This window comes from Streptomyces sp. NPDC002884 (assembly GCF_040295245.1).
GTDB lineage: Bacteria > Actinomycetota > Actinomycetes > Streptomycetales > Streptomycetaceae > Streptomyces.
Map to the genome: position 1 here is coordinate 347360 of NZ_JBEOVB010000005.1, position 23699 is coordinate 371058.

Annotated in this window: 19 protein-coding genes; 11 read left to right on the forward strand and 8 right to left on the reverse strand. The window is 70.4% G+C overall.

Annotated elements, in window-relative coordinates; translation table 11 throughout:
• Positions 1-21: 21 nt before the first annotated feature.
• Positions 22-771 (forward strand): CTP synthase C-terminal region-related (seleno)protein, encoded by a 750-nt coding sequence (locus tag ABT070_RS13880; protein WP_351759214.1) that lies wholly within the window; start codon positions 22-24, stop codon positions 769-771.
• Here ABT070_RS13880 and cyc2 read toward each other — a convergent pair.
• The 4 genes from cyc2 to ABT070_RS13900 all read right to left on the reverse strand — a co-directional run bounded on the left by cyc2 (position 762) and on the right by ABT070_RS13900 (position 7552).
• Positions 762-2948 (reverse strand): germacradienol/geosmin synthase Cyc2, encoded by a 2187-nt coding sequence (gene cyc2 / locus ABT070_RS13885; RefSeq protein WP_351759216.1) that lies wholly within the window; start codon positions 2946-2948, stop codon positions 762-764. The two genes, ABT070_RS13880 and cyc2, sit on opposite strands and share 10 nt — an antisense overlap.
• A gap of 105 nt (positions 2949-3053) precedes the next feature.
• The gene (locus tag ABT070_RS13890) at positions 3054-4346 is read right to left on the reverse strand and encodes a damage-control phosphatase ARMT1 family protein (RefSeq protein ID WP_351759219.1); all 1293 of its coding nucleotides are present in this window, start codon (positions 4344-4346) and stop codon (positions 3054-3056) included.
• Positions 4347-4515: 169 nt separating this feature from the next.
• A complete protein-coding gene (locus tag ABT070_RS13895; RefSeq protein WP_351759226.1) occupies positions 4516-5166 on the reverse strand; it encodes a ScbR family autoregulator-binding transcription factor in 651 nt (216 codons plus the stop codon).
• 577 nt (positions 5167-5743) lie between these two features.
• A complete protein-coding gene (locus ABT070_RS13900) occupies positions 5744-7552 on the reverse strand; it encodes a S8 family peptidase (RefSeq protein ID WP_351759229.1) in 1809 nt (602 codons plus the stop codon).
• A gap of 375 nt (positions 7553-7927) precedes the next feature.
• Between ABT070_RS13900 and ABT070_RS13905 the strand changes: the two genes are divergently transcribed.
• Positions 7928-8863 carry a lytic polysaccharide monooxygenase gene (locus tag ABT070_RS13905; protein WP_351759231.1) on the forward strand — a complete coding sequence of 312 codons (936 nt, stop codon included), beginning with the start codon at positions 7928-7930 and terminating at the stop codon, positions 8861-8863.
• 76 nt (positions 8864-8939) lie between these two features.
• Here ABT070_RS13905 and ABT070_RS13910 read toward each other — a convergent pair whose 3' ends face one another.
• Positions 8940-9575, reverse strand: a complete 636-nt coding sequence (locus tag ABT070_RS13910; protein ID WP_351759646.1) for a Tat pathway signal sequence domain protein — start codon at positions 9573-9575, stop codon at positions 8940-8942.
• A 724-nt stretch (positions 9576-10299) separates the two neighbouring features.
• On the opposite strand from ABT070_RS13910, the gene ABT070_RS13915 reads away from it, so the two are divergent.
• From ABT070_RS13915 to ABT070_RS13950, 8 genes are all read left to right on the forward strand, one after another.
• Complete coding sequence (locus tag ABT070_RS13915) at positions 10300-10965, forward strand: DUF6230 family protein (RefSeq protein ID WP_351759647.1); 666 nt, start codon at positions 10300-10302, stop codon at positions 10963-10965.
• On the forward strand, positions 10965-11426 hold the full coding sequence (locus tag ABT070_RS13920; RefSeq protein WP_351759234.1) for a DUF6114 domain-containing protein: 462 nt from the start codon (positions 10965-10967) through the stop codon (positions 11424-11426). The genes ABT070_RS13915 and ABT070_RS13920 overlap by 1 nt, the downstream gene beginning before the upstream one ends.
• A gap of 579 nt (positions 11427-12005) precedes the next feature.
• The gene (locus tag ABT070_RS13925) at positions 12006-12863 is read left to right on the forward strand and encodes an SAM-dependent methyltransferase (protein ID WP_351759237.1); all 858 of its coding nucleotides are present in this window, start codon (positions 12006-12008) and stop codon (positions 12861-12863) included.
• Between the two features lie 244 nt (positions 12864-13107).
• Positions 13108-14124: a substrate-binding domain-containing protein gene (locus ABT070_RS13930; RefSeq protein ID WP_351759239.1), complete on the forward strand. Its 1017-nt coding sequence runs from the start codon at positions 13108-13110 to the stop codon at positions 14122-14124.
• Between the two features lie 84 nt (positions 14125-14208).
• Positions 14209-16902, forward strand: a complete 2694-nt coding sequence (locus ABT070_RS13935; RefSeq protein ID WP_351759242.1) for a sensor histidine kinase — start codon at positions 14209-14211, stop codon at positions 16900-16902.
• A gap of 11 nt (positions 16903-16913) precedes the next feature.
• A complete protein-coding gene (locus ABT070_RS13940; protein ID WP_020125285.1) occupies positions 16914-17348 on the forward strand; it encodes a roadblock/LC7 domain-containing protein in 435 nt (144 codons plus the stop codon).
• Position 17349: 1 nt separating this feature from the next.
• Positions 17350-17706, forward strand: a complete 357-nt coding sequence (locus tag ABT070_RS13945; protein ID WP_351759245.1) for a DUF742 domain-containing protein — start codon at positions 17350-17352, stop codon at positions 17704-17706.
• Positions 17693-18310 (forward strand): GTP-binding protein, encoded by a 618-nt coding sequence (locus ABT070_RS13950; protein ID WP_351759248.1) that lies wholly within the window; start codon positions 17693-17695, stop codon positions 18308-18310. The genes ABT070_RS13945 and ABT070_RS13950 overlap by 14 nt, the downstream gene beginning before the upstream one ends.
• Before the next feature lie 148 nt (positions 18311-18458).
• Here ABT070_RS13950 and ABT070_RS13955 read toward each other — a convergent pair whose 3' ends face one another.
• Positions 18459-18875: an ankyrin repeat domain-containing protein gene (locus ABT070_RS13955; RefSeq protein WP_351759250.1), complete on the reverse strand. Its 417-nt coding sequence runs from the start codon at positions 18873-18875 to the stop codon at positions 18459-18461.
• A 208-nt stretch (positions 18876-19083) separates the two neighbouring features.
• Between ABT070_RS13955 and ABT070_RS13960 the strand changes: the two genes are divergently transcribed.
• On the forward strand, positions 19084-20454 hold the full coding sequence (locus tag ABT070_RS13960) for a glycoside hydrolase family 43 protein (RefSeq protein ID WP_351759253.1): 1371 nt from the start codon (positions 19084-19086) through the stop codon (positions 20452-20454).
• 49 nt (positions 20455-20503) lie between these two features.
• Here ABT070_RS13960 and ABT070_RS13965 read toward each other — a convergent pair whose 3' ends face one another.
• Positions 20504-22510: an aromatic amino acid lyase gene (locus ABT070_RS13965; RefSeq protein ID WP_351759256.1), complete on the reverse strand. Its 2007-nt coding sequence runs from the start codon at positions 22508-22510 to the stop codon at positions 20504-20506.
• A 24-nt stretch (positions 22511-22534) separates the two neighbouring features.
• A complete protein-coding gene (locus tag ABT070_RS13970) occupies positions 22535-23494 on the reverse strand; it encodes an ABC transporter substrate-binding protein (RefSeq protein WP_351759259.1) in 960 nt (319 codons plus the stop codon).
• Between the last annotated feature and the right edge of the window lie 205 nt (positions 23495-23699).

Consider the following 23699-nt stretch of genomic DNA (forward strand, 5'->3'; position numbering starts at 1 on the left):
GGCCGTCCCAGGATGAACGGCATGACCGACACCACCGCTCAGATCGCCAAGATCGCCAAGATCGCCAAGATCGCCCTGGTCGGCGACCGCTCCCCGAACGTCGTCTCGCACACCCGCGTCCCACTCCTGCTGGACGCGCTCGCCGCCCGGGACCGTCTCGTCCTGGACGCCTACTGGATCCCCTCCGAGGAGGCCGAGGCGGAGGGCGCGGTGCGTGGATTCGACGCGGTGTGGGTGGTGCCGGGCAGCCCCTACCGCAGCGAGGCGGGCGTCCTGTCCGCGATCCGCACGGCACGCGAGGACGGCATTCCGTTCCTCGGCACCTGCGGCGGCTTCCAGCACGCCCTCCTGGAGTACGCCCGCGACGTCTGCGGACTGTCGCGCGCGGCGCACGCCGAGAACGACCCCGGGGCGGACGACCTGCTCATCGAGCCCCTGGCCTGTTCACTCGTGGGCCACGAGGGCGTCGTGACGATCGCGCCGGGATCGCTCGCCCAGTCCGTGATCGGCTCGGAGCGCACGGTCGAGCGCTACTTCTGCGCCTACGGCCCCTCCCGCCACCTCGACACCCTGCGCGCCCACGGCCTGCGTTTCTCCGGCCACGACGAGAACGGCCAGGTCCGGATCGCCGAGCTGCCGGGCCACCCCTTCTTCCTCGCCTCCCTCTTCCAGCCGGAGCTGTCCGGCGACGGCTCGCGCCCGCACCCGATCGTCCGGGCACTGGCGCGAGCCGCGGTCGGGCACGCCTCCCGCAAGGAGCGTCAGCTGTAGGAGAGCGCGGAGACCGACAGGTGCGACGGGGGGACCGGCGGCGCGGAGTCCGGCAGGAAGCCGTGGGTGCGGCGGGCCAGGTACGCGGACTTGTAGCGGTCGACCTCGCGGTGCCAGTGCAGGATGCCCGCCAGCCAGTTCCGAAGGTCGGCGACGTAGTGCCCCATCGCCTCGCGCGCCTCGGGCGGGAGATCGAAGTCGTCGTAGAGGACCGGTAGTTCGTGCGCCACGACATGCTCGAACTGCTGCATGCGCTGGGTCATCAGGTCATGGACGATGCCGAGCGCGGTCGGGTAGTCGCAGCCGAAGAAGTGCTGCACGACGAGGATCGCGTTGTGCATCTCGCCCTCGTACTCGATCTCCTTCTGGTACGAGAAGACGTCGTTGGTGAGGCACGCGTAGTCCACGGCGGCGTTCTCCAGCGAGCGGACGACACCGCTGCGGTAGAGCTCCGGCGGGACGGCCGGTCCCTGCCCCATGCGGCACAGGCTCAGCGTGAGGTCGGAGCCGAAGGTGGCGCGGCGCATCTCCAGGTAGTCGACCGGGTCGGGGACACGGTTCTGGAGCTGGTTGGACAGCTCCCACACCCAGCTCTCGGTCATGACGTCGACGGCGTCGCGCAAGGTGCGCCGCTGGTCGGCGGTCATGTCCGCGGTGGTGCGCGCCCACAGGTCGACCAGGCCCCGTTCCATTCCGTTGACGGGGACGACGGGCGCCTCCTCGCCGTCGACGGGCATACAGGCGGACAGCCGGGCCGTGGTCAGGCGGGCGGCCGCCAGGTCACGACGGATGCCGAAGACCAGCGGGTAGTAGTCGTCGCCGTAGGTGCCCCAGGCAAGCCACGCGGCGCTGAGGTCGAGCTCCTCCGCGGTGGCGTCCGGGTCGAGGCCGGCCGAGCACAACGGGAGGTCGTAGGCGGCGAGTTTGTCCTCGTCCCAGACGCCCTCCTCCAGCATGCCCATCCGGTGCATCCAGGCCGTCAGACGCGGGCGGCACGCCTCCAGGTGCGGGCTCAACTCCACCTGGAAGGGCATGTGGAAGTCGGGCAGCAGTGACGGGCCGACCTTCTGGTGCGGCACGTGCGCGTACGCCCGCAGGCGTTCGGAGGCGGCCGAGGCGAGCAGTGCGCCGACGTCGGCGGCGGAGGTGCCGGGGCCGGTCAGCTTCTGCCAGGGCGCCCCGGAGGTGGCGCCCTTGTTCATGTAGCGGCTGGAGCGCATGTGCCATTCATGGCCGCCGGACTGCCAGTCCTGCAGGCCCTTGGTGTAGGCGGCGACCGCGAGGACCTCGTCGGGTGTGAGGCCCTTCTCCAGGGCCACCGCGGGCACTTCGGTGAACGCGGTGTGCTCGAACTGGTGGAGGCGGGAGGTGAGGATGTCGTTGACGGTGTCGGCGGCCTCCTGGGTGGTGCAGCCGAAGAACGTCTCCAGGACGAGCACGCCGTTGCTGTTCTCTCCCTCGTCCTCCACCTCGCGCTGGTAGGAGAACAGGTCGTTGCGCAGGTGCACGGCGTCGGAGAAGGTCTCCATCAGCACCCTGAGCGGCCTCGACCCGGCGACGCCGGCCGGGACCTCGGCGGTCGCGTACTCCACGAGCCCCGCCGACCAGGGCGCTCCGCCCACCTTGCGCCGCATCTCGATGTACTCGACGGGGTTGGCGATCCGCCCCTCGTTGATGTTGGACAGCTCCCACATCGACTCGTTGAGCAGGTGCTCCGTCGCCACGGCGAAGCGGCGTCGCCAGTCCTGCGACATGTCCGGCACCGTGCGCGTCCACAGGTCGGCGAGACCCGCCTCCACCGGGTTCCGGGGCTCGGGCACGGGCGTCGACAGGTCGAGCGGCATGAACAGCGGCAGCCGGTCCAGGTGCGCCTTGCCCGCGGCCCGGTCCGGGGTGCGCTTGAACATGTCGAGGAAGTGATCGTCGAAGAAGAACACCCACACGTACCAGTCGGTGATCAGCGACAGCGCGGGACCGTCGCAGTCGGGGTGGGTGTAGGCGCAGAGCAGGCCGTAGTCGTGCGCCTCCAGGTCGGCCTGCTCCCAGATCCCGGACCCCTCCAGCATGCCCATGTCGCGCGCCCACTGCGTCGAGTGGGTCCGCGCCTCCTCGACGTGCGGGTTCAGGCGCGCGGGGTGCGGCATGTAGAAGTGCGGGAGTTCGAACGGTTGCGTCATGGCCGGGCCCTACCCGGGGGTCCGCGCGGCCATCCGCGGGGCGGCACATGATCACACCATCGCGTGAACCGGACGGGAAACCGTGTCCCGGTCACCCCGTGGGCGTCACGCCCGTACCTGGATCAGCGCGTGCGTTCCCCCGGTGCGCCAGCGCTGCCCCTCGGCGGCGACCAGGGCGGCCTCGGTCTCGGCGTCGAGGCCGGTGATCACGTCGGACTTCAGGGTGCGCAGGGCCGCGACCGGGCCGGGGAAGTACGCGGTGACCTCGGCGAACGGGGTGGTCGGGTCCCACCGGCTGTCGCCCACGAGACGACGGTAGTTGAGGTCGCCCTTCACGATCGTCAGGGAGGCCGCCGCGAACTCGGCCCGCAGGTCGTCCGGCATCGCGGAGTAGGGCAGCGGGGCGGCGGAGAACGGATGGGCGCGCACCGTGAGGGTGCCGTCGGCCATGGCCGCCCAGAGTCGCCGACCGTGCTCGCCGGCCGCTCCTCGCGGGGCCGTCAGCTTCCTGAGCGCGTCGACGACATCGGCCGTGGTGGCGTCGGAGACGTAATAGGGGTACGGCTTGACGTGCAGGACGACGCGGTCGCACCGCCCGTGCGCCAGCAGATGGGCGGCCAGGAGGAGATCGGGGATCAGCTCCCGTCCCGCGTTGTCGGCGACCAGGCACAGGGTGCCGGCGCCCGTACCGGTGCCGGTGCCGGAACCGGTTCCGGTGCCAAAACCGGTGCTGGAACCGGTGTTGGAACCGTTTCCCGTGCCTGCATCCGCATCCGCATCCGCATCTGCGTCCGCGGACGTGTCCGGCAGCAGCGACCACAGCCTCTCGCTGTCGTCGGCGACCAGCCCCGTCACGGCGGCCCGCTCCTCCGCCTCGACATCCGACAGCCGGAAGCCGAGATCGGCGCGGTTGCCCCAGAGGGACCCGTGCAGGAGCGCGCGGGCCCGCTCGTCGACCGGGCGGCCACCGAGGGCGTCGAGCGCGGTCAACTCCTCGTCGGTCTCGGGTGCGTCGAGCTCGGCGAGCTTGAAGGGGCGGAACGGGTCGATGCCCTGCCATGGGCCGGGTCCGAAGTAGCCGACAGCGTCAAGGAGTTGACGGTAGAAATAGCTCTCCGACCACAGCCACGGCACGTCGAACCAGGATCGGCCGGCGTACGTGTCGAGGCCCCAGCTCCGCCACCGTTGCCGGTCGGGCGCGGTGACCGAAAGCGGCTCGATCACGCCCTTGGCGCAGCTGTCGAGCAGCGCGTCCAGCCTCCGGTGGATGTCGGGACCGTAGGGGAACGCCTCCCGCACCTGCCGGATGATCGCCGGATGCCGTTCGGCCAGGACGCTGTGGGGGAACGATCCTGGCTCGTCGCCGAGGATCACGGGCGGCGCGGGGGTGTCGGACATGCGGCTCACCGTATCCCGGGGACGCACCGCTCGGGCCGACCGTCACCGCACCACGACCGCGCGCCCCGATCCCCTCGCCTCAGGTTCCGGGCGCGAAGAACCGGGGGCGGCGACGGGCCGAGGGCCACGAGCCACGAGCCACGAGCTGAGGATCGATGCCCCGTGCCCCTCACACCACCGCCATGATCTCCCGCTCCAGCCGGGCCGCGAGGCTGAGATAGCGCGGTCGGCGCGGCACCGGTACCAGGCCGCGGATGAGGACGTGCCACATCTCGGCCATCCGGCGGGGCAGCCGGCCGGCGGGTTCGCGGGAGCGGCCGACGACCCGGGTGCCGACGAAGAAGCAGACCAGGGAGTGCGCCACGACGTCGACGTCGACGTCCGGATGGATGTCGGACTCCTTGAGCGCACCGCCGAGCCGCCGGGAGATCAGGTCCAGCAACTCCACGAAGGGATGCGGCAAGGGCGGCCGGACCGCCACTCCCCCCGTGGCGAGCCGCAGGCCGGCCCGGGTGATCGGCCCCTCGACCGACAGCCGGGTCAGGGCGAACGTCAGGCGCATCAGGGCTTCGAGGGAGGCGTAGCCCCGGTCGTCGATCTCACCGGCGATCCGGCGCGAGGCCGAGGACTGCAACTCCATGATGGCGTGGGCCAGATCCTCCTTCGCCGCGAAGTGGAAGTAGAGGGCGCCCTTGGTGACATGGGCGTGCGCGACGATGTCACTGAGGCTTGTCGACTCGTAGCCGTGCCGGTCGAACAGGTCGGCGGCGGCCGTGATGATCGTCGTGCGGGTCTGTTCGGCGCGTAACTGCCTCGCCATCGACTGGTACTCTCCCGGGCCGGTAACGAACGGGTCATGCCGTTTTTTCTTACCCCCCGTACACAATAGCTCACGGTAAGACTGTATTGGCCATGGGAGTGAAGACCGCCGACAGCCCCTGCGCTCGGCCGACTTGTGCGCCCCTGCTGGCCTGCTACCGGAAGCCTCCCACAGAGAACGTACCGGGGGCATAATCGAGACGTAATCAAAAGAGACGGGGTGCGCGGTTTCCGCTTGTGGGCACCTGAAGGACAGGGATCGGGAACATTCGATCGACACGTGTAACCGCCTACCGAGGTTCCCACGGCACCCTGCGGAGCACACCTTTCGGGCGGCGTTCATGTGCGAGGCGACCGGTTTGTTTTCCGGGGAAACGGCTGGAAACACACAGGCAACTCGTTGCCGCTGAACGGCGCTTGCCGACTGCACCGGAGCCGACTGCATCCCACGGTCTCCCGCGGCCTCGTCGGAAAACAGACAGAAACAGACAGAGGGCGGGCCGGCCGGTGTCCATCCACACCGGCCGACCCGCCCACCCGCCCGTTCGCTCGTCGCACCCGACGAGAAACGCGTTTCCTCAGAAGGTCAACTGCCAGCTGTTGAGCCTGCCGGTGTCCTGCGCCGCGGTGTCCTGGACACGCAGCTTCCAGGTGCCGTTGGCAATCTCACCGGAAGCGTTCACCGAGTAGGTGGTGCTGACGTTGTCGGCGGAGTCCGAGGAACTGGCCGCCTTCAGCCGGTAGGCGGTGCCGTCGGGCGCGACGAGGTCGATCACCAGGTCGCCGCGGTAGGTGTGGGTGATGTCGACGCCGACCTGAAGGGCGGTCGGGGCGTTGCCCGTACGGCCGCTGACGGCGATCGAGGATTCGACGGCGGAACCGTTGTCCGGGATCGGGACTGCGGTCGTGTTGGAGAAGATGGTGCCCCCCGTGGAGCCGCCGGAGCCGCTCACCGCCTGCACCGTCCTGGCCGCGTCCGCCAGACCCGCGCCGCAGCCACCGGAGCAGGCGCCGGGCAGGGCACGGGCGTTGTTCTTGATGGCCGTCTCGATCTGCGCGGGGGTCAGCGCGGAGTTCGCCGACTTGACCAGCGCGACCAGGCCCGCGATGTGCGGGGTGGCCATGCTGGTGCCCTGGTAGTAGGCGTACGACTCGCTCGACGGCGTCTTGGTCCCGGAGTTCAGGGTGGACAGGATGCCGTTCGCGGTGCCGGTGCTGGTCTGGCCGCCGGGCGCCGAGATGTCCACGAGGGAACCGTAGTTGGAGTAGGACGCCTTGGCGCCGGTGCGGTTCGTCGCCGCGACCGAGATGACGTTGTTGCAGTTGCCCGGCGAGTGGTTCGCGACGTTGTCGCTCTCGTTGCCGGCGGCCACCACGACGGTCGTACCCCGGTTCACGGCGGCGGTGATCGCGGTCTGGGTCGCCGAGGTGCAGGCCCCGTCGCCGCCCAGGCTCATGTTGATGACCTTGGCGACGTTGGAATTGGCGGGAACACCGGAAACGGTGCCGCCGGACGCCCAGGTGATCGCGTCGATGATGTCGGAGTCGTAACCGCCGCACTTGCCGAGCACCCGGACCGGGGAGATCTTCGCGCCGTACGCGATGCCCGCGACACCCTTGTTGTTGTTCGTGACGGCGGCGATGGTGCCGGCCACGTGGGTGCCGTGCCAGGAGGAGTTGGCGGCCGGGATGCCGGAGCCGCACTCGTTGGCGGCGTAGTAGTCGCCCGGGTCGGCCGGGTTGCTGTCGCGGCCGTCGCCGTCCACGGAGACCGCGGTGTCGGCGATGAAGTCGTAGCCGCCGACGATGTTCGCGGCGAGGTCGGTGTGCGCGACGTAACCGGTGTCGATGACGGCGACGGTGACACCGGTGCCCGTCGACGTGGTCCAGGCGCCCGGCACGTTCATACCGGCGGTGGACTCGAAGAGGTCCCACTGCTTGGTGTACTCGGTGTCGTTCGGGTCGGCCTTCGGCTTGTTCAGCCGGTCCGGGACGACATAGGCGACCTGCGGGTCCGCCCGGTACCGGGCGACGACGTCGGCGACATCCGCCTTCGTGAGGTCGTCACCCAGGTCGATCAGGGCGGCGCCGGTGCCGAGACGGCGCTGGAAGTCGACGTCCTCACCGGCCTGCTCGCCCTTGGCGGCGGCGTCGGCCTCGGCGGCCGGGTTCGAACCCGCCTCGGCAGCACCGGACTTGTAGCCGACGATGAGGCGCTCGGCCGGGGTGCCGGGCGCGGCCTCGGTCTGGGCGGCGGGGACGGCGGAACCCTGGGAAACGGTTTCCTGGGCGGCGACTGCCGAGGCGGTCGACGCGGCGGTGAGCAGGGCCGCGGAGGCCGCGGCGACGGATATCAGCTGCCGTCTCAGGGCGGGGGAGGTGCGCAAGGGCGTGCCTTTCGTAACCGACTCCGGACAGGGCGGAGCGGCGGTCGATTCGCTTCGGCGGGGAAGCGGCGGGGGGTGCATCGAAGAGCAGCGCGAAAGGCCGGCCAGGCGCGGGAACCGACCCGATCGGGGTTACCTGTGGGTCGGCTGTGCAGGAACGATAGGCAAAGGATCAGTCATCCGGATACAGGGGAAACCCTCGATCAAGCCAAAAACGCACCCTCGACGACCACAATCGGTCAGCGAACGCCCGTTTTGATCGTGTCCGTGCGCCCGGCAGTCCCCGACAGTCATCGAGCGGCGCGCTGAACGCGCCGGACCGGATTCCCGTACTCACAGCAGACCGTTCCCGCGCAGGCCGAGGAGACGTCCCCGATGCCCCGCACCACCGCACACCGCACCGCAGCCCTGGCGGCAGCCGCCGTCAGCCCGCTCCTGCTGGGCCTGTGGGCCGCCGGACCGGCCCAGGCGCACGGCGCCCCCACGAATCCGGTCAGCCGGGTGTTCGCCTGTTCCCCCGAAGGCGGCGCCGACGCGAGGACCGCCGCCTGCCGGGCGGCCGTCGACGCCAACGGCACCTCTTTCGCCGCGTGGGACAACCTGCGGGTGGCGAACGTGAACGGCCGTGACCGGCAGACCATTCCCGACGGGGAGCTGTGCAGCGGCGGCCTGTCCGCGTACAAGGGACTCGACCTCGCCCGCGCCGACTGGCCGTCGACCCGGCTCACCCCGGGCGGGACGCTGCACATGACGTACGCCTCGACGATCGCCCACACCGGCACGTTCAAGCTGTATCTGACGAAGCCGGGGTACGACCCGTCGAAGCCGCTCACCTGGTCCGATCTGCCGGCGAGTCCGTTCGCCGAGGTCAAGGACCCGGCGCTGACGGACGGCGCCTACCACCTCACGGCGAAGCTGCCCGCCGACCGGACGGGACGCCAGATGCTCTACACGATCTGGCAGAACAGCAGTACGCCGGACACGTACTACTCGTGCTCGGACGTGGTGTTCCCGGAAGCGGTTTCACAAAGCAAGCCGGAGAGCAGCCCGACGACGAAGGCGCCCGCTTCGGCCACGCCCGTGGCGTCCGCGAGCACGACGCCCGGCTCACCGTCCGCCGCTCCGTCGGTGTCGACCGCGTCCGGCGCCGCACCCGACCGGGCCGCCGCGGCCACCCCTGAGAGCACCCCGGTGGCGTCCCCCGCCGGGTCCGGCTCCGGGCCGTCAGCGCCGATGCTGGCGGGCGGCGCCGCGGCGGTGTTGGTGCTCACCGGCGGCGCCGCCCTCGTCGTGCGCCTGCGTCGGCGCTGAACTCCGTGGCCACGGAGTCCGGTTGTGCGTCGGCCGATCAGTCACGCAGACGGTGTTCGGTTGACGGTGACGGTGTTCAGTTGACGGTGACGGCCGCGCCCGCGTCGGTCACCGGGGCGTACTTGGCGGTGAAGTAGCCGTTCGCGAAGCAGAGCGACGAGCCGGACGACTTGGCGAACGCCTGGCTGGTGAAGGTGATGCTGTTGTCGGCGTTGCTCGCCGTGCCGGTCAGGCTGGGCGCCTGGTAGACACAGTTGATGCTGCCCAGCAGGGTGCGCAGCACGACCGTGGTCTGGATCGTGGAACCGCTCGGCGGAGTCACGGTGACCGTGCCGTCCGAGGCCACGCTGGTGGTGTAGGACAGGTTGTTGACCGTGATGCTGGTGACGCCGAGCACGCCGATGACGTTCGCGGTGCAGTTGCTGAAGGTGTGCGCGGTGAGCGACTCGGTGGCGGTGCCGGGCGCGGTGGGGTTGTCCGTGACGGTGGCGCTGAACGCGGACGTGGCACAGGAGACGCCGCTGGTGCCGGTCGCGCTGGAGTACAGCGTGGCGGCCGTGCCGCTGGCGAGGGAGGCGTTGAGGACATCGCCGACGGCGACGTCGCCGTTGGCGGTCGTCAGCACCGCGCCGGCCGCGGAAGCCGGGGTGACGGCGGTGAGCGAGAGGGCGGCGACAGTACCTGCGAGGGCGAGGAGGGAGCGGGTGCGCAGCATGCGGGTGCCTCTTTCTCAAGTGGGGCTTTATTGGGGGGGGATCGATCGGTGGGGGGTTGATCGGTGGGGGTGCTCGGTGGGGGGTCGGTGAGGGGTGAACCGGCGCGTCGCTTGTCGCAACAGGAGGGGACGCTGATCGGCGTCCGCCGTCGCCGGCCCGTGACGCCTTCTCCGTACGTGACGGACCGGCAACGGCGGCCGGCCGGTGACCGGCCGGAGGCACTGGCGAGTGACTCCGGTCGGGCCGGGCGGGAGGGGCGACCGGTCGCGGCCCGCGGGGGGAAGCGGCCGTACCGGTGCCATGAAGGGATCGAGCTCGGGACCGAGTGGCCCGTACTGGCTGAAAAGCGTCCGGGAGCGCGGCGATGTCGCCGCGCTGCGGATCCGGCGCCACGGATCCCGGCTGAGCCAGGGAGAGTTCTAGACCTGATGGTCAGTCAACGTCAAGGCTCTGGAACGAAGTTGATGGTCCGACAGATATATGCGAAAGCCAGTCGGGGCGCGCGGCCCACAGGCGGCACATAATGAACACTCTTTTTCCACATCTCCCTTGACCGGCTGGTGTAACCATCGGTAACTTCCTGGACGGCTACTGCTGCGTAACCAGAAAGCCCTTGCGATTTCCGGGAGTTGCGAGGAGGCGTGCGCGGCAGCCGCTGTCCGCGCCAGGACAACGTGCCACTGAAGCCCAACCCGCATGACCAAGCGCATGGGAGCAGACATGGCCTCGTCCCCGGACGTCACTTCGTCCGCCGACAACACCCCAGAGAACCCTGAAAGCGGTTCCACAGCGAGACGCGGCAGGGTCCGGCTGCGCCGGGCCGCCGTCATGGCGGTGCCCGCCACCTTCGTCGCCGCGGGGCTCGCGGTCCTGACCGCGCAGGGTGCCCTGGGCGTGCAGTTCGCGATCTCCGGTATGCCGTTCGTGGTCACCGCCGACAGGCTCGACGGTGAGGGCTTCGCGCAGTTCGGCGGCCTGGACAACATGATCGAGAACAGCCCCAACCAGGGCGACACCGGTGGCCAGGTCCTGGTCGTCACCTCGGTCGTGAAGAACGGCAAGATCACCAACATGTGCCAGAGCGTCGACCTCGGCGGCATCCAGCTGATCCTCAGGGCCGGCGGCGGATCCACCCCGGTGAGCGTGAAGAACCTGGCCATCGACTCCGACGAGATCTCGGGCGACGCCGAGTTCAACAACATCGAGATCGGCCGCGACTCCAGCACCTTCGACAAGGTCCCGATCCAGGGCCCCCCGGGTGTCTACGGCCAGCAGGCGGACACGGTCGTCATCAACCACCTGTACCAGCACAACTACGCGGCCACCGCGGCCGTCTTCAAGCTCCCCGGACTGAAGATGAGCTTCTCCAGCGAGGGCTGCAAGTAATGACCTTCACCCAGTGGCGGGACCGCTTCCGCGGGTGGAGAGGCCACCGGCCCTTCGCGGGCGGCGTGCTGCTCGTCCTGGGCGGCGCCGAGATCCTGGTGACCATGAAGGCGCCGCTCCCGGTGATCCTTCATGTGGGTATGCAGGGCCTGGCGGGTTACCTCCTGCCCACCCTGATGGTGCTCTGCGGTCTGCTGATCATCTTCAACCCGACCCAGCGGCTGTTCTACTCGATCATCGCCATCCTGCTCTCCCTGGGCACCTGGCTCACCTCCAACATCGGCGGCTTCGTCATCGGCCTCCTGATGGGTGCGGTGGGCAGCAGCCTGTCCTTCGGCTGGCTGCCCGACCAGGAGCCGCGCCCGAGCCGCCGGCAGCGGCGCAAGGACACGCGGACGGAGCGGACGGCAGATCCGCTCCGGCAGGACGGTCCACTGCCCGGAGCGGGCAAGACCGCCTGACACGCGGACATTCGCGGACCTGACGCGCGGCCGTCACTCACGGCCGTACGTCACTTCACCGGCGGGGCCGGGACGACCTGCGCACAGCGGGCCGCTCCCGGCCCCGCCGGTTTCGTCACCCCGCCACCGCACGTCATTCGAAGAGACGGCGCGCCAACTTGGCTGCTGTCGCGCAGAGTTCAGCGGACGACCACCGCAACGGGTTCGACGCGATGGGTCCGGTGTGCAGGAGCGGCAGCGGCATTCGCCCCGAGCAGTCGTTTGAACCGGCCCCGTCGGGGCGGTCATGGTCTGCGTCGGGTTCGCGGTGGCGTCCACGGCAGCGGTTCCCGTTGCCGTGCTCGGGCCCGCGGCGTGGACCACCGGCACGGCGCCGCACCCGGCCACGGTCCGCGCTCGGACACCGGCACGGCATCGGCATCGGCATCGGCATCGGCATCGGCGACAGAGGTGGATGTGGAGCCGGCGTTCCCTCCGCCCGAGGTCCGCCCGAGGTCCACCCTGGATCCACCCCGGATCCACCCGACGCAGAAACGCGTTTCCGGCTCAACCGGTGCTCGTAAGTGGAAGGTTGGGACCATGGACAGCAACGAAAAGGACAGCGCCGAACTGACCGGTGACGGACCCGGAACCGGTACCGAAAACGGCGCGGTCGACACCGGGACCGCGCACTCCGCTCGGATCTACGACTACATCATCGGCGGCAAGGACCACTTCCCGGCGGATCGCGAGGCCGGCGACGCGATGGTCCGGGAGTGGCCGGCGCTCCCCGTCCACATGCGTGCCAACCGCGACTTCATGAACCGCGCCGTGCGCCATCTCGCCCGGGAGGCCGGGATACGCCAGTTCCTCGACATCGGCAGCGGCATCCCCACCTCCCCCAACATCCATGAGATCGCCCAGGCGGCGGCCCCCGACTCCCGGGTCGTCTACGTCGACAACGACCCCCTCGTCCTGGACCTGTCCCGGAACCTGATGAGCAGCACGCCCGAGGGCCGCACGGCCTATCTGGAGGCCGACATGCGCGACCCGGCGGCCATCCTGGCGGCGCCGGAGTTCCGTACGGCACTGGACCGGGGCCGGCCCGTCGCCCTCACCGTGATCGCGATCGTCCACTTCCTGCTCGACGAGCACGACGCCGTCGGCATCGTCCGCCGCCTGCTGGACCCGCTGCCCTCGGGCAGTCACCTGGCGATGTCCATCGGCACCGCGGACTTCGCGCCCGAGGAGGTCGGCCGCGTCGCCCGTGAGTACGCGGCCCGCGGCATGCCGATGCGGTTGCGCACCCGGGCGGAGGCGGCGGAGTTCTTCACCGGCCTCGACCTGATCGGCCCCGGCATCGTCCAGGTCCACCGCTGGCGTCCCGACGGCACCGGCACGGAGGTCGTCCGCGACGCGGACATCGCGATGTACGGGGCGGTGGCCCGCAAGCCCTGAGCCGGGCAACCGGATTGACGATCAGTCAACCGAGCTGCGGATATGCTCCCTTCCGTCCTCGCCGCCCCGCCCCGGATCACAATGCGGCAGCAGCTCCTCACCCCATGTGGTTGCTCACTTGACTACCAGCGGTCACACACGGTTGGCTCCGAGCCAACGAATGCCTCTCGCCGGTGCACACCCCTCGCTCCGGCGGCGCTCGCCCGTCCTCCCTGCTCTGCCGCACAGCGAGGTGCAGCCCCCCATGAACACTCCCCTCCCCGCTCCCTCCCCTTCCGTTCCCCTCAGATCCGTACGTCTCCCCGCCCTGGCCGCGGCCTGCTGCCTCCTCCTGCTGACCGGCTGTTCCGGCTCCACCTCCTCCGGCTCGGACAGGGACGCGGCCGGCGGCTCGGGCGACCGGATCAAGATCACCCTGGTCACCCACGGCGCCGAGGGCGACGACTTCTGGGAGCTGGTGCGCAAGGGCGCCGAGGCCGCGGCCGCCAAGGACGGCGTCGATCTGACCTACGCCAGCGACTCCGACGCCGCCGGACAGGCCGAACTGGTGCGGGACGCGATCAGCGACCGGGTCGACGGCATCGCGGTGACCCTCGCCAAACCGCAGGCGATGAAGAGTCCGGTGGCCCGGGCCAAGGCGGCCGGCATACCCGTGGTCGGCCTCAACTCGGGTATCGACGCCTGGCGTTCGGCGGGCCTCCTGGAGTACTTCGGCCAGGACGAGAGCGTCGCGGGCCGCGCCGTCGGCGACAAGCTCGACGGCCTCGGCGCGCAGCACGCCCTGTGCGTCATCCACGAACGGGGCAACATCGCCCTGGAGGCGCGCTGCGCGGGCGTGAAGAAGGCGTTCACCGGCGAGACCGAGATGCTCTACGTCGACGGAACGGACATGGACGCCATGACCGCCGCCGTGACGGCCCGCCTGCGGCAGGAACCCGACATCGACGAAGTCATCGCCAACGGGGCGCAGTTCGCCCTCGCCGCGGTGCAGGCGACCGAGAAGGCGGGCAGCAAGGCCAAGGTCGCCACCTTCGATCTGAACAAGGACCTGGTCACGGCGGTGCGTGACGGCAGCGTGCAGTTCGCGGTGGATCAGCAGCCTTACCTTCAGGGCTACTTGGCCGTCGACGGGCTCTGGCTCTACAGGACCAACGGCAATCTCAGCGGGGGCGGCACCGCGCCCGTCCTGACGGGCCCGGCGTTCGTCACGAAGACCAACGTCGCCGAAGTCGCCCGCTTCGCCGCCGCCGGCACCCGCTGACCGGGGCCGTCCCCTCCCCTCCCTCGCTCCCCCTCGCCCCCGCTTCTCCTCCCCCTCCCCCCCGCTGATCGCTCTAGGACGACTATGTCTCCACGGACAGGTGCCCGGCGCCGACGTCTCGGCTCCATACGTCTCTCCCTGATCCTGCTGGCGCTGGTGCCCAGCGTCACCCTCGCCGCCATGTGGGGTGTGACGACGACCCAGATGTTCGCGGAGGGGCTGCGGCTGCGCGCGCAGACCGAACTGAGCCGGTCGACCGGCGCCATGGGCACCGAGGCGACGCTCATGCTCCAGCAGGAACGCAGCCTGTCCGCCGTGTGGCTGGCCTCGCGGCCCGCCGGCTCCCGGGCCGCGCTGGAGGCACAGCGCGAGAAGACGGACACGGCGGTCGCGAAGCTCGTCGCCCGGTCGGACGACATCCAGCAGGCGTCCGACCGCGTCAGGGAGCGGATGTACTCGGTCGTCGCCTCCGTGGGCAGCCTGGAGTACTACCGGGGCCAGGTGGACGACCCCGTCGACATCACCGCCGCTCAGGCCCTGGACCAGTACACGTCGATCATCGACGACCAGATCCACGCCTTCCAGGAGCTGTCCCAGGTCGACGACGGTGACCTCACCTCGCAGGCCGGACCGCTCATCGCCCTGGAGCACGCGGCCGAACTGGTCTCCGAGGAGGACCTCCAGCTCACGCTCGCCGGGCCCCGGCAGCGGATGGACGAGAAGACGTGGGCGGAGTTCGCCCAGTTGGTGAACACCCGGCGCTGGCTCGTGCAGGACCAGATCGTCCCCTCGCTCACCGGCGAGGCGAAGGCGCAGACCGAGAAGATCCTGACGAGCTACCAGTGGCAGATCCTGGAGTCCGTCGAGGACAAGGTGCTCGCGGCTCGCGCGAAACAGAGCGAAAACGGTGACATCGCGTTGCCGGACCTGCAGAAGCAGTGGCGTGCCGCGCTCATCGAGGTCTCCGACCAGTACTCGGGACTGATCCGGCTGCAGACCACGGCGCTGCTCCAGCGCAGCGCGGACGAGGCGCGCGAGCTGCTCATCACGGCCGCCTCCCTCAGCGCCGGCGGTCTCGTCGCCCTGCTGCTGTGCGTCGGCATGTCCTGGCGTATCACCCGCTCGCTGTCCCGGCGGCTGCACGGGCTGCGGATGGCCACGCTGAGTCTGGCGCACGAACGGCTCCCGGACGTCGTGGCCCGGCTGGACCGGGGCGAGACGGTCGACGTGGACTCGGCGACCCCTCCCCTGGACTACGGCGGCGACGAACTCGGCCAGGTGGCGGCGGCGTTCAACACGGCACAGCGCACCGCCGTGCACACCGCGGTCGAACTCGCCGACACCCGGCGCGGCTTCCAGAAGGTCATCCTGGGCATCGCCCGGCAGAGCCAGAACCTGGTCAACCTCCAGCTCAGCAAGCTCGACGCACTGGAGCGGCGGCACCAGGACCCGGACGTCCTCAACGGTCTCTACGAACTGGACTCCACCGCAAGCCAGTTGAGGCGCTACGAGGAGAACCTCGTCATCATCAGCGGTGGCCGGCCGGGCCGCAGCTGGACGGAGCCGGTGGCGCTGATCGACATCCTGCGCAGCGCCGTCGGAGAGGTCGCCGAGTACCGGCGGGCCGAGGTGCACACCGAGGAGGACGTGTACATCGCGCCGCCCGCCGTGGCGGACGTGATCCATCTGCTCGCCGAGCTCATCGACAACGCGACCTCCTACTCGCCGGCGCCCAGCCCGGTCGGCGTTCGGGCCGCGCTGGTGGCGAGGGGCTTGGCGATCGAGGTCGAGGACCGCGGCCTCGGCATGTCCGAGGAGGACTACGACTCGTTCAACGCGCAGTTGGCGGTCCCGCCGCAGTTCGACGTGGTGGCGCTCGCCGACGACCTGCGGCTGGGCATGTTCGTGATCGCCCGGCTCGCGACCCGGCACGGCATCGCCGTCACCCTGCGCTCGTCACCGTACGGCGGGACAACAGCGATCGTGCTGGTCCCGCACGACATCGTGGTCCGCGAGGCTCCCGGCCCTTCGGCCCCGGCGGCGGCGGAGGACTCCGGCGAGCCGGCGACCGCCCGTTCCTCCTCCCCCGAGACGGGCCTCGCGTCCCCTGGCCGGGACACACCGGACGCGGCCCGTGAGCACAGCGGGTCGGGCACGGAACACAGCGAACCGGTCACGTCGCCCCTCCCGGTACGGGACACCTCCGTTCCGGCGCCCGGCTCCGCGTCGCCGTCGGCCGGCAGGTGGGACCCGGCACTCAGCCGACCGGCCTCGGACGACCCGGCGCCCGGCCCGGCCGACTCCCCGTCCTCGGCGGACGTGGCGTCCTCGACGAGCGACTCGTCCCTCCCGACGGGCCACCCGGCCACGGACGCCGGGGCCGTCACCGCGACCGGTGTGCCGGGCGTGGCAGACGGCGGAAGCGTACGGGCGCGCGGAGCGGCGACCGCCGCGGCCCGGACCCCGGGTTCGGCCGCCCGGCCCGGGGGTCTCAGCCCGTTGCCCCGCAGGGTCCCCCAGACCAGCCTCGCCACCGAGTTGCGCGAGGACTCCGCGGCCGCCGAAACCGTCGAGGAAGACGGTTTCCCGGACGACTTCACCGCGGAGCGCGCCGCCTCTTCCCTCGCCGGTTTCCAACGAGGCACGCTGCGAGCACACGCCGACGCCGACCTGTCGCCCGACGACCCGCGGGAAACATCCGCCGAGGAGGCACCCGGCCCGCCGGTCAGCGCCGCGGGCACCTCCCAGACCCCGACACCGCCCGCCGACCGCTCATGAAGGACTTCGCGATGACACGCTCCATCCCCGGCACGAACACCCAGCTCGACCAGTTGCTCACCGGTCTCGTGGACCGGGTGGCCGACGTGAACCAGGCCGTCGTGCTCTCCGAGGACGGGCTGGTGGTGAGCAAGTCCACCGGTTTCCTGCGCGAGGACGCCGAGCGGCTGGCGGCGACCGCGTCCGGCCTGATGAGTCTCAGCAAGGGCGTCAGCATGGATTTCCGCGGCGGCCCGGTGCGTCAGGCGCTCATCGAGATGGCCAACAGCTACCTGATCCTCACCTCGGCCGGCCCGGGGGCCCATCTCGTCGTGCTGGCGGGGAAGAACGCGGACGTGGGCGTGGTGGCGTACCAGATGAACATGCTGGTGAAGAAGATCGGCGAGCACCTCAGCGCGGCACCGCGGGCCCATGTCGGTCCCGCCGTCCGCACCAACGGCGGGTGAGGTGAGCGGAGGCGACGAAGCGGGCCGACTCGTCAGGCCGTTCACCCTCACCGGTGGCCGGACCCGGCCCAGCCGTGCCGACTTCACGCTCATCACGACGGTGACCGCGGTCGACCCGCCGCCCGAGCGGGCCGCGCGGCCGCAGCCGGAGCACACCCGCATCCTGCGGTTGTGCGCCCGGCCGCTCGCCGTGGCGGAACTCGCGGCCCATCTCGACCTGCCGGTGAGCGTGGTCGTCATCATGCTCTGCGACCTGCTGGAAGCGGGCCTGATCACGGCCCGGCCGCCCCGCCCCGTCACCGGCACCCCGGATCTCGACCTGCTGGAGAAAGTGAGGGACGGCCTTGGCCGGATCTGATTCCACCGCTCCCACCGCCCTCAGCGCCGGGCCGGCCGCGGCACCCGACACGGTGAAGATCCTCATCGCCGGCGGATTCGGGGTCGGGAAGACCACCATGGTCGGGGCCGTCAGCGAGATCGCGCCGCTGCGCACGGAGGAACCGCTGACCATTGCCGGGCTCGAGGTGGACGACCTGAAGGGCATCGAGGAGAAACGGTCCACCACCGTGGCCCTGGACTTCGGGCGGATCACCATCGGCGGCGACCTGGTGCTGTACCTCTTCGGCACGCCCGGCCAGCAGCGGTTCTGGTTCATGTGGAACGACCTGGCGATCGGCGCCCTGGGGGCGGTGGTGATCATCGATGTGCGGAGGCCGGAGTCCAGCTTCGCCGCGATCGACTTCTTCGAGCGCCGGGGCATCCCGTTCGTCGTCGCGGTAAACGGTTTCCACGGGTTGCACCCGTATCCGACGGAGGAGATCAAGGAGTCGCTGGCGTTGCCGGCGCATGTTCCCGTGCTGCTGTGCGACGCACGGGACCGCGACTCGTGCCGGGACGTACTGATCGCCCTGATCGACCGCCTGATCGAAGACGTCGCACTCCGGTCGAGCCCGGCACACTGATCGACCACCCGACGCGCCCCCACCGCCTCGCCGCCCGCCTGGCCGCCCGACCGCCTGCCTGGCCGCCCACTTGGCCGCCCTCCCGGCTCCCGGCCTCCCGGGTATCCGGCCTCCCGGGTATCCCGGTATCCGGATACCCGGGACTTGGTCAGTGGGCTCCCGCGGCTCGCAGTGCGGCAACCGTTTCCGGGTGCGGTCCCGCGACCGCCCACTCCAGTGGGGTCATTCCGGTGCCGTGGTCCTCGCGGAGGTTGGGGTCGGCGCCGTGGGCGAGCAGGGTGCGGACCGTGTCGAGGTGGCCCCAACAGGCCGCCGCACACAGCGGGGTTCCCTCGGCGCCCAGGCCCGCGCTCTCGGCGTCGGGCGGCGCACCGGCCTCGAGCAGTCTGCGCGCGGCGTCGGCGGATCCCTGAACGCAGGCCTCGTACAACGGGGTTGTCCCATGGACATCGGCAGCCGTGGGGTCGGCACCGGCCCGCAGCAGCAGGTCGACCTCGGGACCACCCCCGAACAACACCGCCGACAACAGACGCTTCGTCAGTTTCTTCTGCCGTCTCCTGTTCACGGTCGCCGAGACTAGCCGGGACGGCCGGCGATATCGCCGGAATTTCCATGGCCCGCGCACAGGTGCAAGGCGGAAAACCGCCAAGCGTGTCCCGGTGATTGACCTGTTCCCCGCACGCCCCTACCTTCTGACCGACTCACCGAACCTGGTTCGACATTTCGAACCCATGGGTCGGCATCAAAGGGCACCCCGCACCCCTGGAGCGCATATGACCCCCAACCCCTCCCGCCGCCTCGTCCTGGGCGCGGCCGCGTCCGTCCCCCTGGCCCTCACCCTCGGCGTCCCGTCCGCCCACGCGGCCGACTCGGCCTATGTGATGGGCTACTTCACCGAATCGACCAGCCTCGGCGCCGGCACCGACTACGGCCTCCACCTCGCCGTCAGCACGGACGGGTTGCAGTGGATGCCGCTGAACCAGAACAACCCCGTCGTCACGCCCACCGAGGGCGCGCTGGGGCTGCGCGACCCGTTCATCCTGCGCAAGCAGGACGGCACCTTCGTGGTGATAGCCACCGACCTCAAGGGCACCGACTGGAGTTACGTCAGCCAGTACGTGCACGTGTGGAACTCGACCGACCTGCGCACCTTCACCGGCTACCACCGACTGAAGCTGCACGACCTGAACACCCACAGCTGGGCGCCGGAAGCGTTCTGGGACGCGGGCCGGGGGCAGTACGCGCTCATCTACTCCGCCGTGAACGACAGCGGCCACAACGTGATCATGGTCAACTACACCACCGACTTCGTCACCGCCTCGGCGCCGCAGGTGTTCTTCGACCCTGGCTACGACGTGATCGACGGCGACATGGCCGTGGGGGTGAACGGCGTCAACTACCTCTACTTCAAGAAGGATCAGACGCTGGTGGGCGCGCGGTCCAGCTCCCTGGACCCCGGCAGCTTCACGGTCTTCAACACAGGGGTCGCCCACGGCGGCACCGAGGCGCCGACCCTCGTCAAGTCGCTCACCTCCAGCACCTGGTGGCTGTGGGGGGACACGTACACGCCCAACGGCGTCTTCTACGCCTGGCAGTCCACCGATCTGTCCGCGGGCACCTGGACCGCGCTCGACCAGAAGACGTACACCCAGCCGGTGAACTCCAAGCACTGCGGCGTCACGACGATCACCAGCACGCAGTACAGCAACCTCGTCGCCAAGTGGGGCGCCCCGGCCTGGAACAGGCTCAAGTCCTACAACTATCCGGACCGTTACGTCCGCCACGCCAACTACGTCGGGCGCGTCGACACGTATCCCTTCGACCTGTACACCGACTCGCAGTGGAAGCTCGTCCCCGGCCTGGCCGACAGCTCCGGGGTGTCCTTCCAGTCGGTAAACTACCCCACCCGGTATCTGCGGCACTACAACTACCAGCTCCAACTCGACGTCAAAGACAGCACATCGACCTTCGCCGGAGACGCGACCTTCTACCGCACGGCCGGTCTGGCGGACTCCGGATGGGCGTCGTTCCGCTCCTACAACAACCCGACGCGCTACATCCGCCACGCGAACTACGTACTGCGCATCGACCCGGTCTCGACGGCCACCGAGAAGCAGGACGCGACGTTCTACGTGGGGTACTGAGGGTACTGAGCGGGGCTCCTCGGCGAAGCCGCCTCCACAGACGGCCGGCTCACAACCCGGCCAGGACCGGCAGCAGTTCGGCCGCGGCCGTCACGTCGCCGGTCAGCGGACGGTCCTCGGTGCCCGCAGGAAGAACGGCCGTCGCCGCGGCGAAGACCTCGACCGGCGGCCGCAGCGACTGCGCCTGGGCCGGGAGCATGCGCAACGCCCTTACTGCCGCGACGAGTTCACATGCGAGGACGGTGGTGTAGGCGTCCGTTGCCCGCGAGGTCTGGCGGGCGGCCTGTCCGGCGAAGCTGGCGGCCTCCTCCAGACCTCGCGACAGGACGGCATGGCCCGCCGAGGCGGGTGTCGCTCCCGAACGCAGTTCCGCCAGCGCGGAGTTGGTGCTGTACTCCAGGATCATCGTGCCCGAGCTGCTCGCGGGTCCGCCGCCGAGGAACGCGGGCAGGCCGGTGAGGCCGGGGTCGCCGAGCGCCGCCAGACGAGCGGCGGAGAGCTGCGCGGTCTGCAGCAGGGCGAGGTTCGCGCCGTCCAGGGCGAGGCCCAGGGGCGCGGCGAAGAAGCCACCGTGGTGGTAGGCCGTGGTGCCGTCGGCATCCATGAGGGGGTTCTCCGACGGGCAGTTGACCTCCACCTCGATGACATCGCGCAGTCGCTCGGAAGCGTCCAGGGCGCAGCCGTGCGCCTGCGGGAAGGCGCGGAACCCGAAGGGGTCCTGGATACGCCGGCTCTGGCGGCGCCGCGGCCGGTCGGGCAGTCCGAGCAGCCGCCGCACCTCACCGGCCGCGCGGGCCGCGCCGGGATACGGCCGCAGGGCGTGCACGGGCGCGGCGTACGCCTCCGGCGAGCCGGACACCGCGGCGAGCGAGAGGGCGGCGACGGCGTGCGTGGCCCGCAGCAACACGTCGAGGTCGCGTTGCGCGAGCGCGGCCTGCCCCAGCGCGAGGGCATTGCTGCTGAGCAGCGCCAGCGCGTCACCGGGCTGAAGGACGACCGGGGCCGGCAGTCCGGTGGAGTGGGCCGCGGGGGCGGCGGCCGTCACGCGAGCGGGGGCGGAGAGGGGGACGTAGACGGTCCCGGTGGCGGGTCCGGGGAGGGTGACGAGCCGGACGGCGGGGGCGGCGACGTGCCGAGCAGCGGTAACGGGCTCTCCCTCGGCCGCCGCGTCGGCAGCGGACCCGGCCCTCTGGTACGGGCCGGCCCTATCGGCTTCCGGCTCGGGCTCGGGCTCGGGCTCGTTCGACGGTCCGCCCGACACGGCCTGCGACGGCGGCGCCTTCGCCGGACGGGCCGACGCACCACCCGGAGCGCGTTCCAAGCCCACGACCGGCGCCCCGCCCGGTGCGGGTTCCGTTCCCGCGAGCGACGGGCCGCCCTGCGCAAGGTTCGTCACCGAGTTGCCGGACTCGTCACCCTGTGGGGCCTTCTCCACCCGGCCGGCCGAGTCGGCCTTCTCCCTGCGTTCGGCCGTCTCGCCGTCCGGCCCGGGGGCTTCCCTCGGCCCGGCCGACTCCACGCTCAGCCAGGGCCGTTCGCCGATCAGCGTCAGGCCGGTCTGGGCCAGCGCCGTCAAGTCACCGGTGCCGACACCGCCGTACTCGTTGACTGCCGGGTGGACGCCGAGACGGAGAGCGTCGACGAGGGCGTCGATGAGGGCGGGCTGGATGCCGGAGCCGCCGGCGAGGAGCTGGTTGGCCCGTACCGCGAGCATGGCGCGGACCTGACGGGCGGGGAGCAGGACGCCCGCTCCGCCCGCGTGGCTGCGCAGCAGGCGCAGGCCGTGCGCGGCCTCGTCGCCCTCATCGACCGGCACCGAGCGCTGTGCGCCGACGCCGGTGCCGCGGCCGTAGAGCCGTCCGGCGGCGGCGAGTCGCTGCGCGGCGCGCCAGGAGAGTCCGGCCCGTTCACGGGCCTCGGGGTCCACCGTGGGAACAGCCTCACCGTCGACGAGCGCGATCAGCGCGCCGACGGTGAGGGTGGTTCCGTTCAGGACGGTCCGGGTCTCCCCGCGCTGCGGGGAAACCCGGGTCGGTCCGTTTGCTGTTGTTTCCAACGGTTCACGTGATCCGGTGGAACCTCAGCCGAGACCGGCCGACTTCAGCCAGGCCTTGGCGACGTCCAGCGGGTCCTTGCTCTCCAGCTGCACCTGGGAGTCCAGGTCGAGGAGGGTCTTGGTGTCGAGCTTGGCGGAGACGGCGTTGAGCGCGTCGATGCCCTCCTGGGAGAGCCCGCTCTTGTAGACCAGCGGGGTCACGTTCGCGAATCCGAAGAGGTTCTCCGGGTCCTGGAGGACGACGAACTTCTCCTGGGTGATGGTCGGGTCCGTGGTGAAGATGTCCGCCGCCTGCACGGTGTTCTTCTTCAGCGCGGCCTGGGTCAGCGGGCCGCCCGCGTCGAGGGCCTTGAAGGACTTGAACTTCAGCCCGTACACCGACTCCAGGCCGAGGATGCCCTGCTGGCGGGTCTGGAACTCGGGCGAACCGCCGAGGACCAGCTCCGGCGCGATGTCCTTGAGGTCGGCGAGCGTGGACGTGGCGGTGAGGTTGTACTTCTTGGCGGTCGCCGCGTTGACCGTGACGGAGTCCTTGTCCTCGGCCGGCGACGACTCCAGCAGCGTCAGCTTGGAGTCGAGCTTGGCCTTCGCGTCGGCGTTCACCTTCGCGAGCGTGGTCTGCTCGGCCTTCGCGTCGAGGTAGGCCAGCAGCGAGCCGTTGTACTCCGGCAGGACGGTGATGGAACCGTTCTTGAGCAGGCCGTACGTGGTCTCACGGCTGCCGATGTTGGGCTTGTAGGACACCTTGATGCCCTTGGCCTTGAGGGCCTCGCCGTAGATGTCGGCGATCAGGATGCTCTCGGCGAAGTTGTTGGAGCCGACGACCACGGTGTCACCGGCCGCCTTGTCGCCGGCGAGCGGGTCGGAAGAGTCGTCGGACGAGGAGGAGCATCCCGCCAGCAGGACCGTCACCGCCGCGAGGGCGACGGCTGCCGCACCTGGGTGGTTCCTCAAGGACCTGCTGCTGTGGGCGTTGGTAGTCACGGTTCCCGTTCCGGGCTGGGGGGTTGATGAGAACTCAAACACTCTGGCCTGATCCAATCCACCAGCTTCTTGATCAGTCAAGAGGAGCCGGGTTACCGATTGGCTTCGATCCGTGATCGCTTGCGCACGGATCGGGAGATCACCTGTGTACCCCCGGGGAGGCCCCCGAAAGGCCCGTGTACACCTCTTCGTAATGGATTCTTGA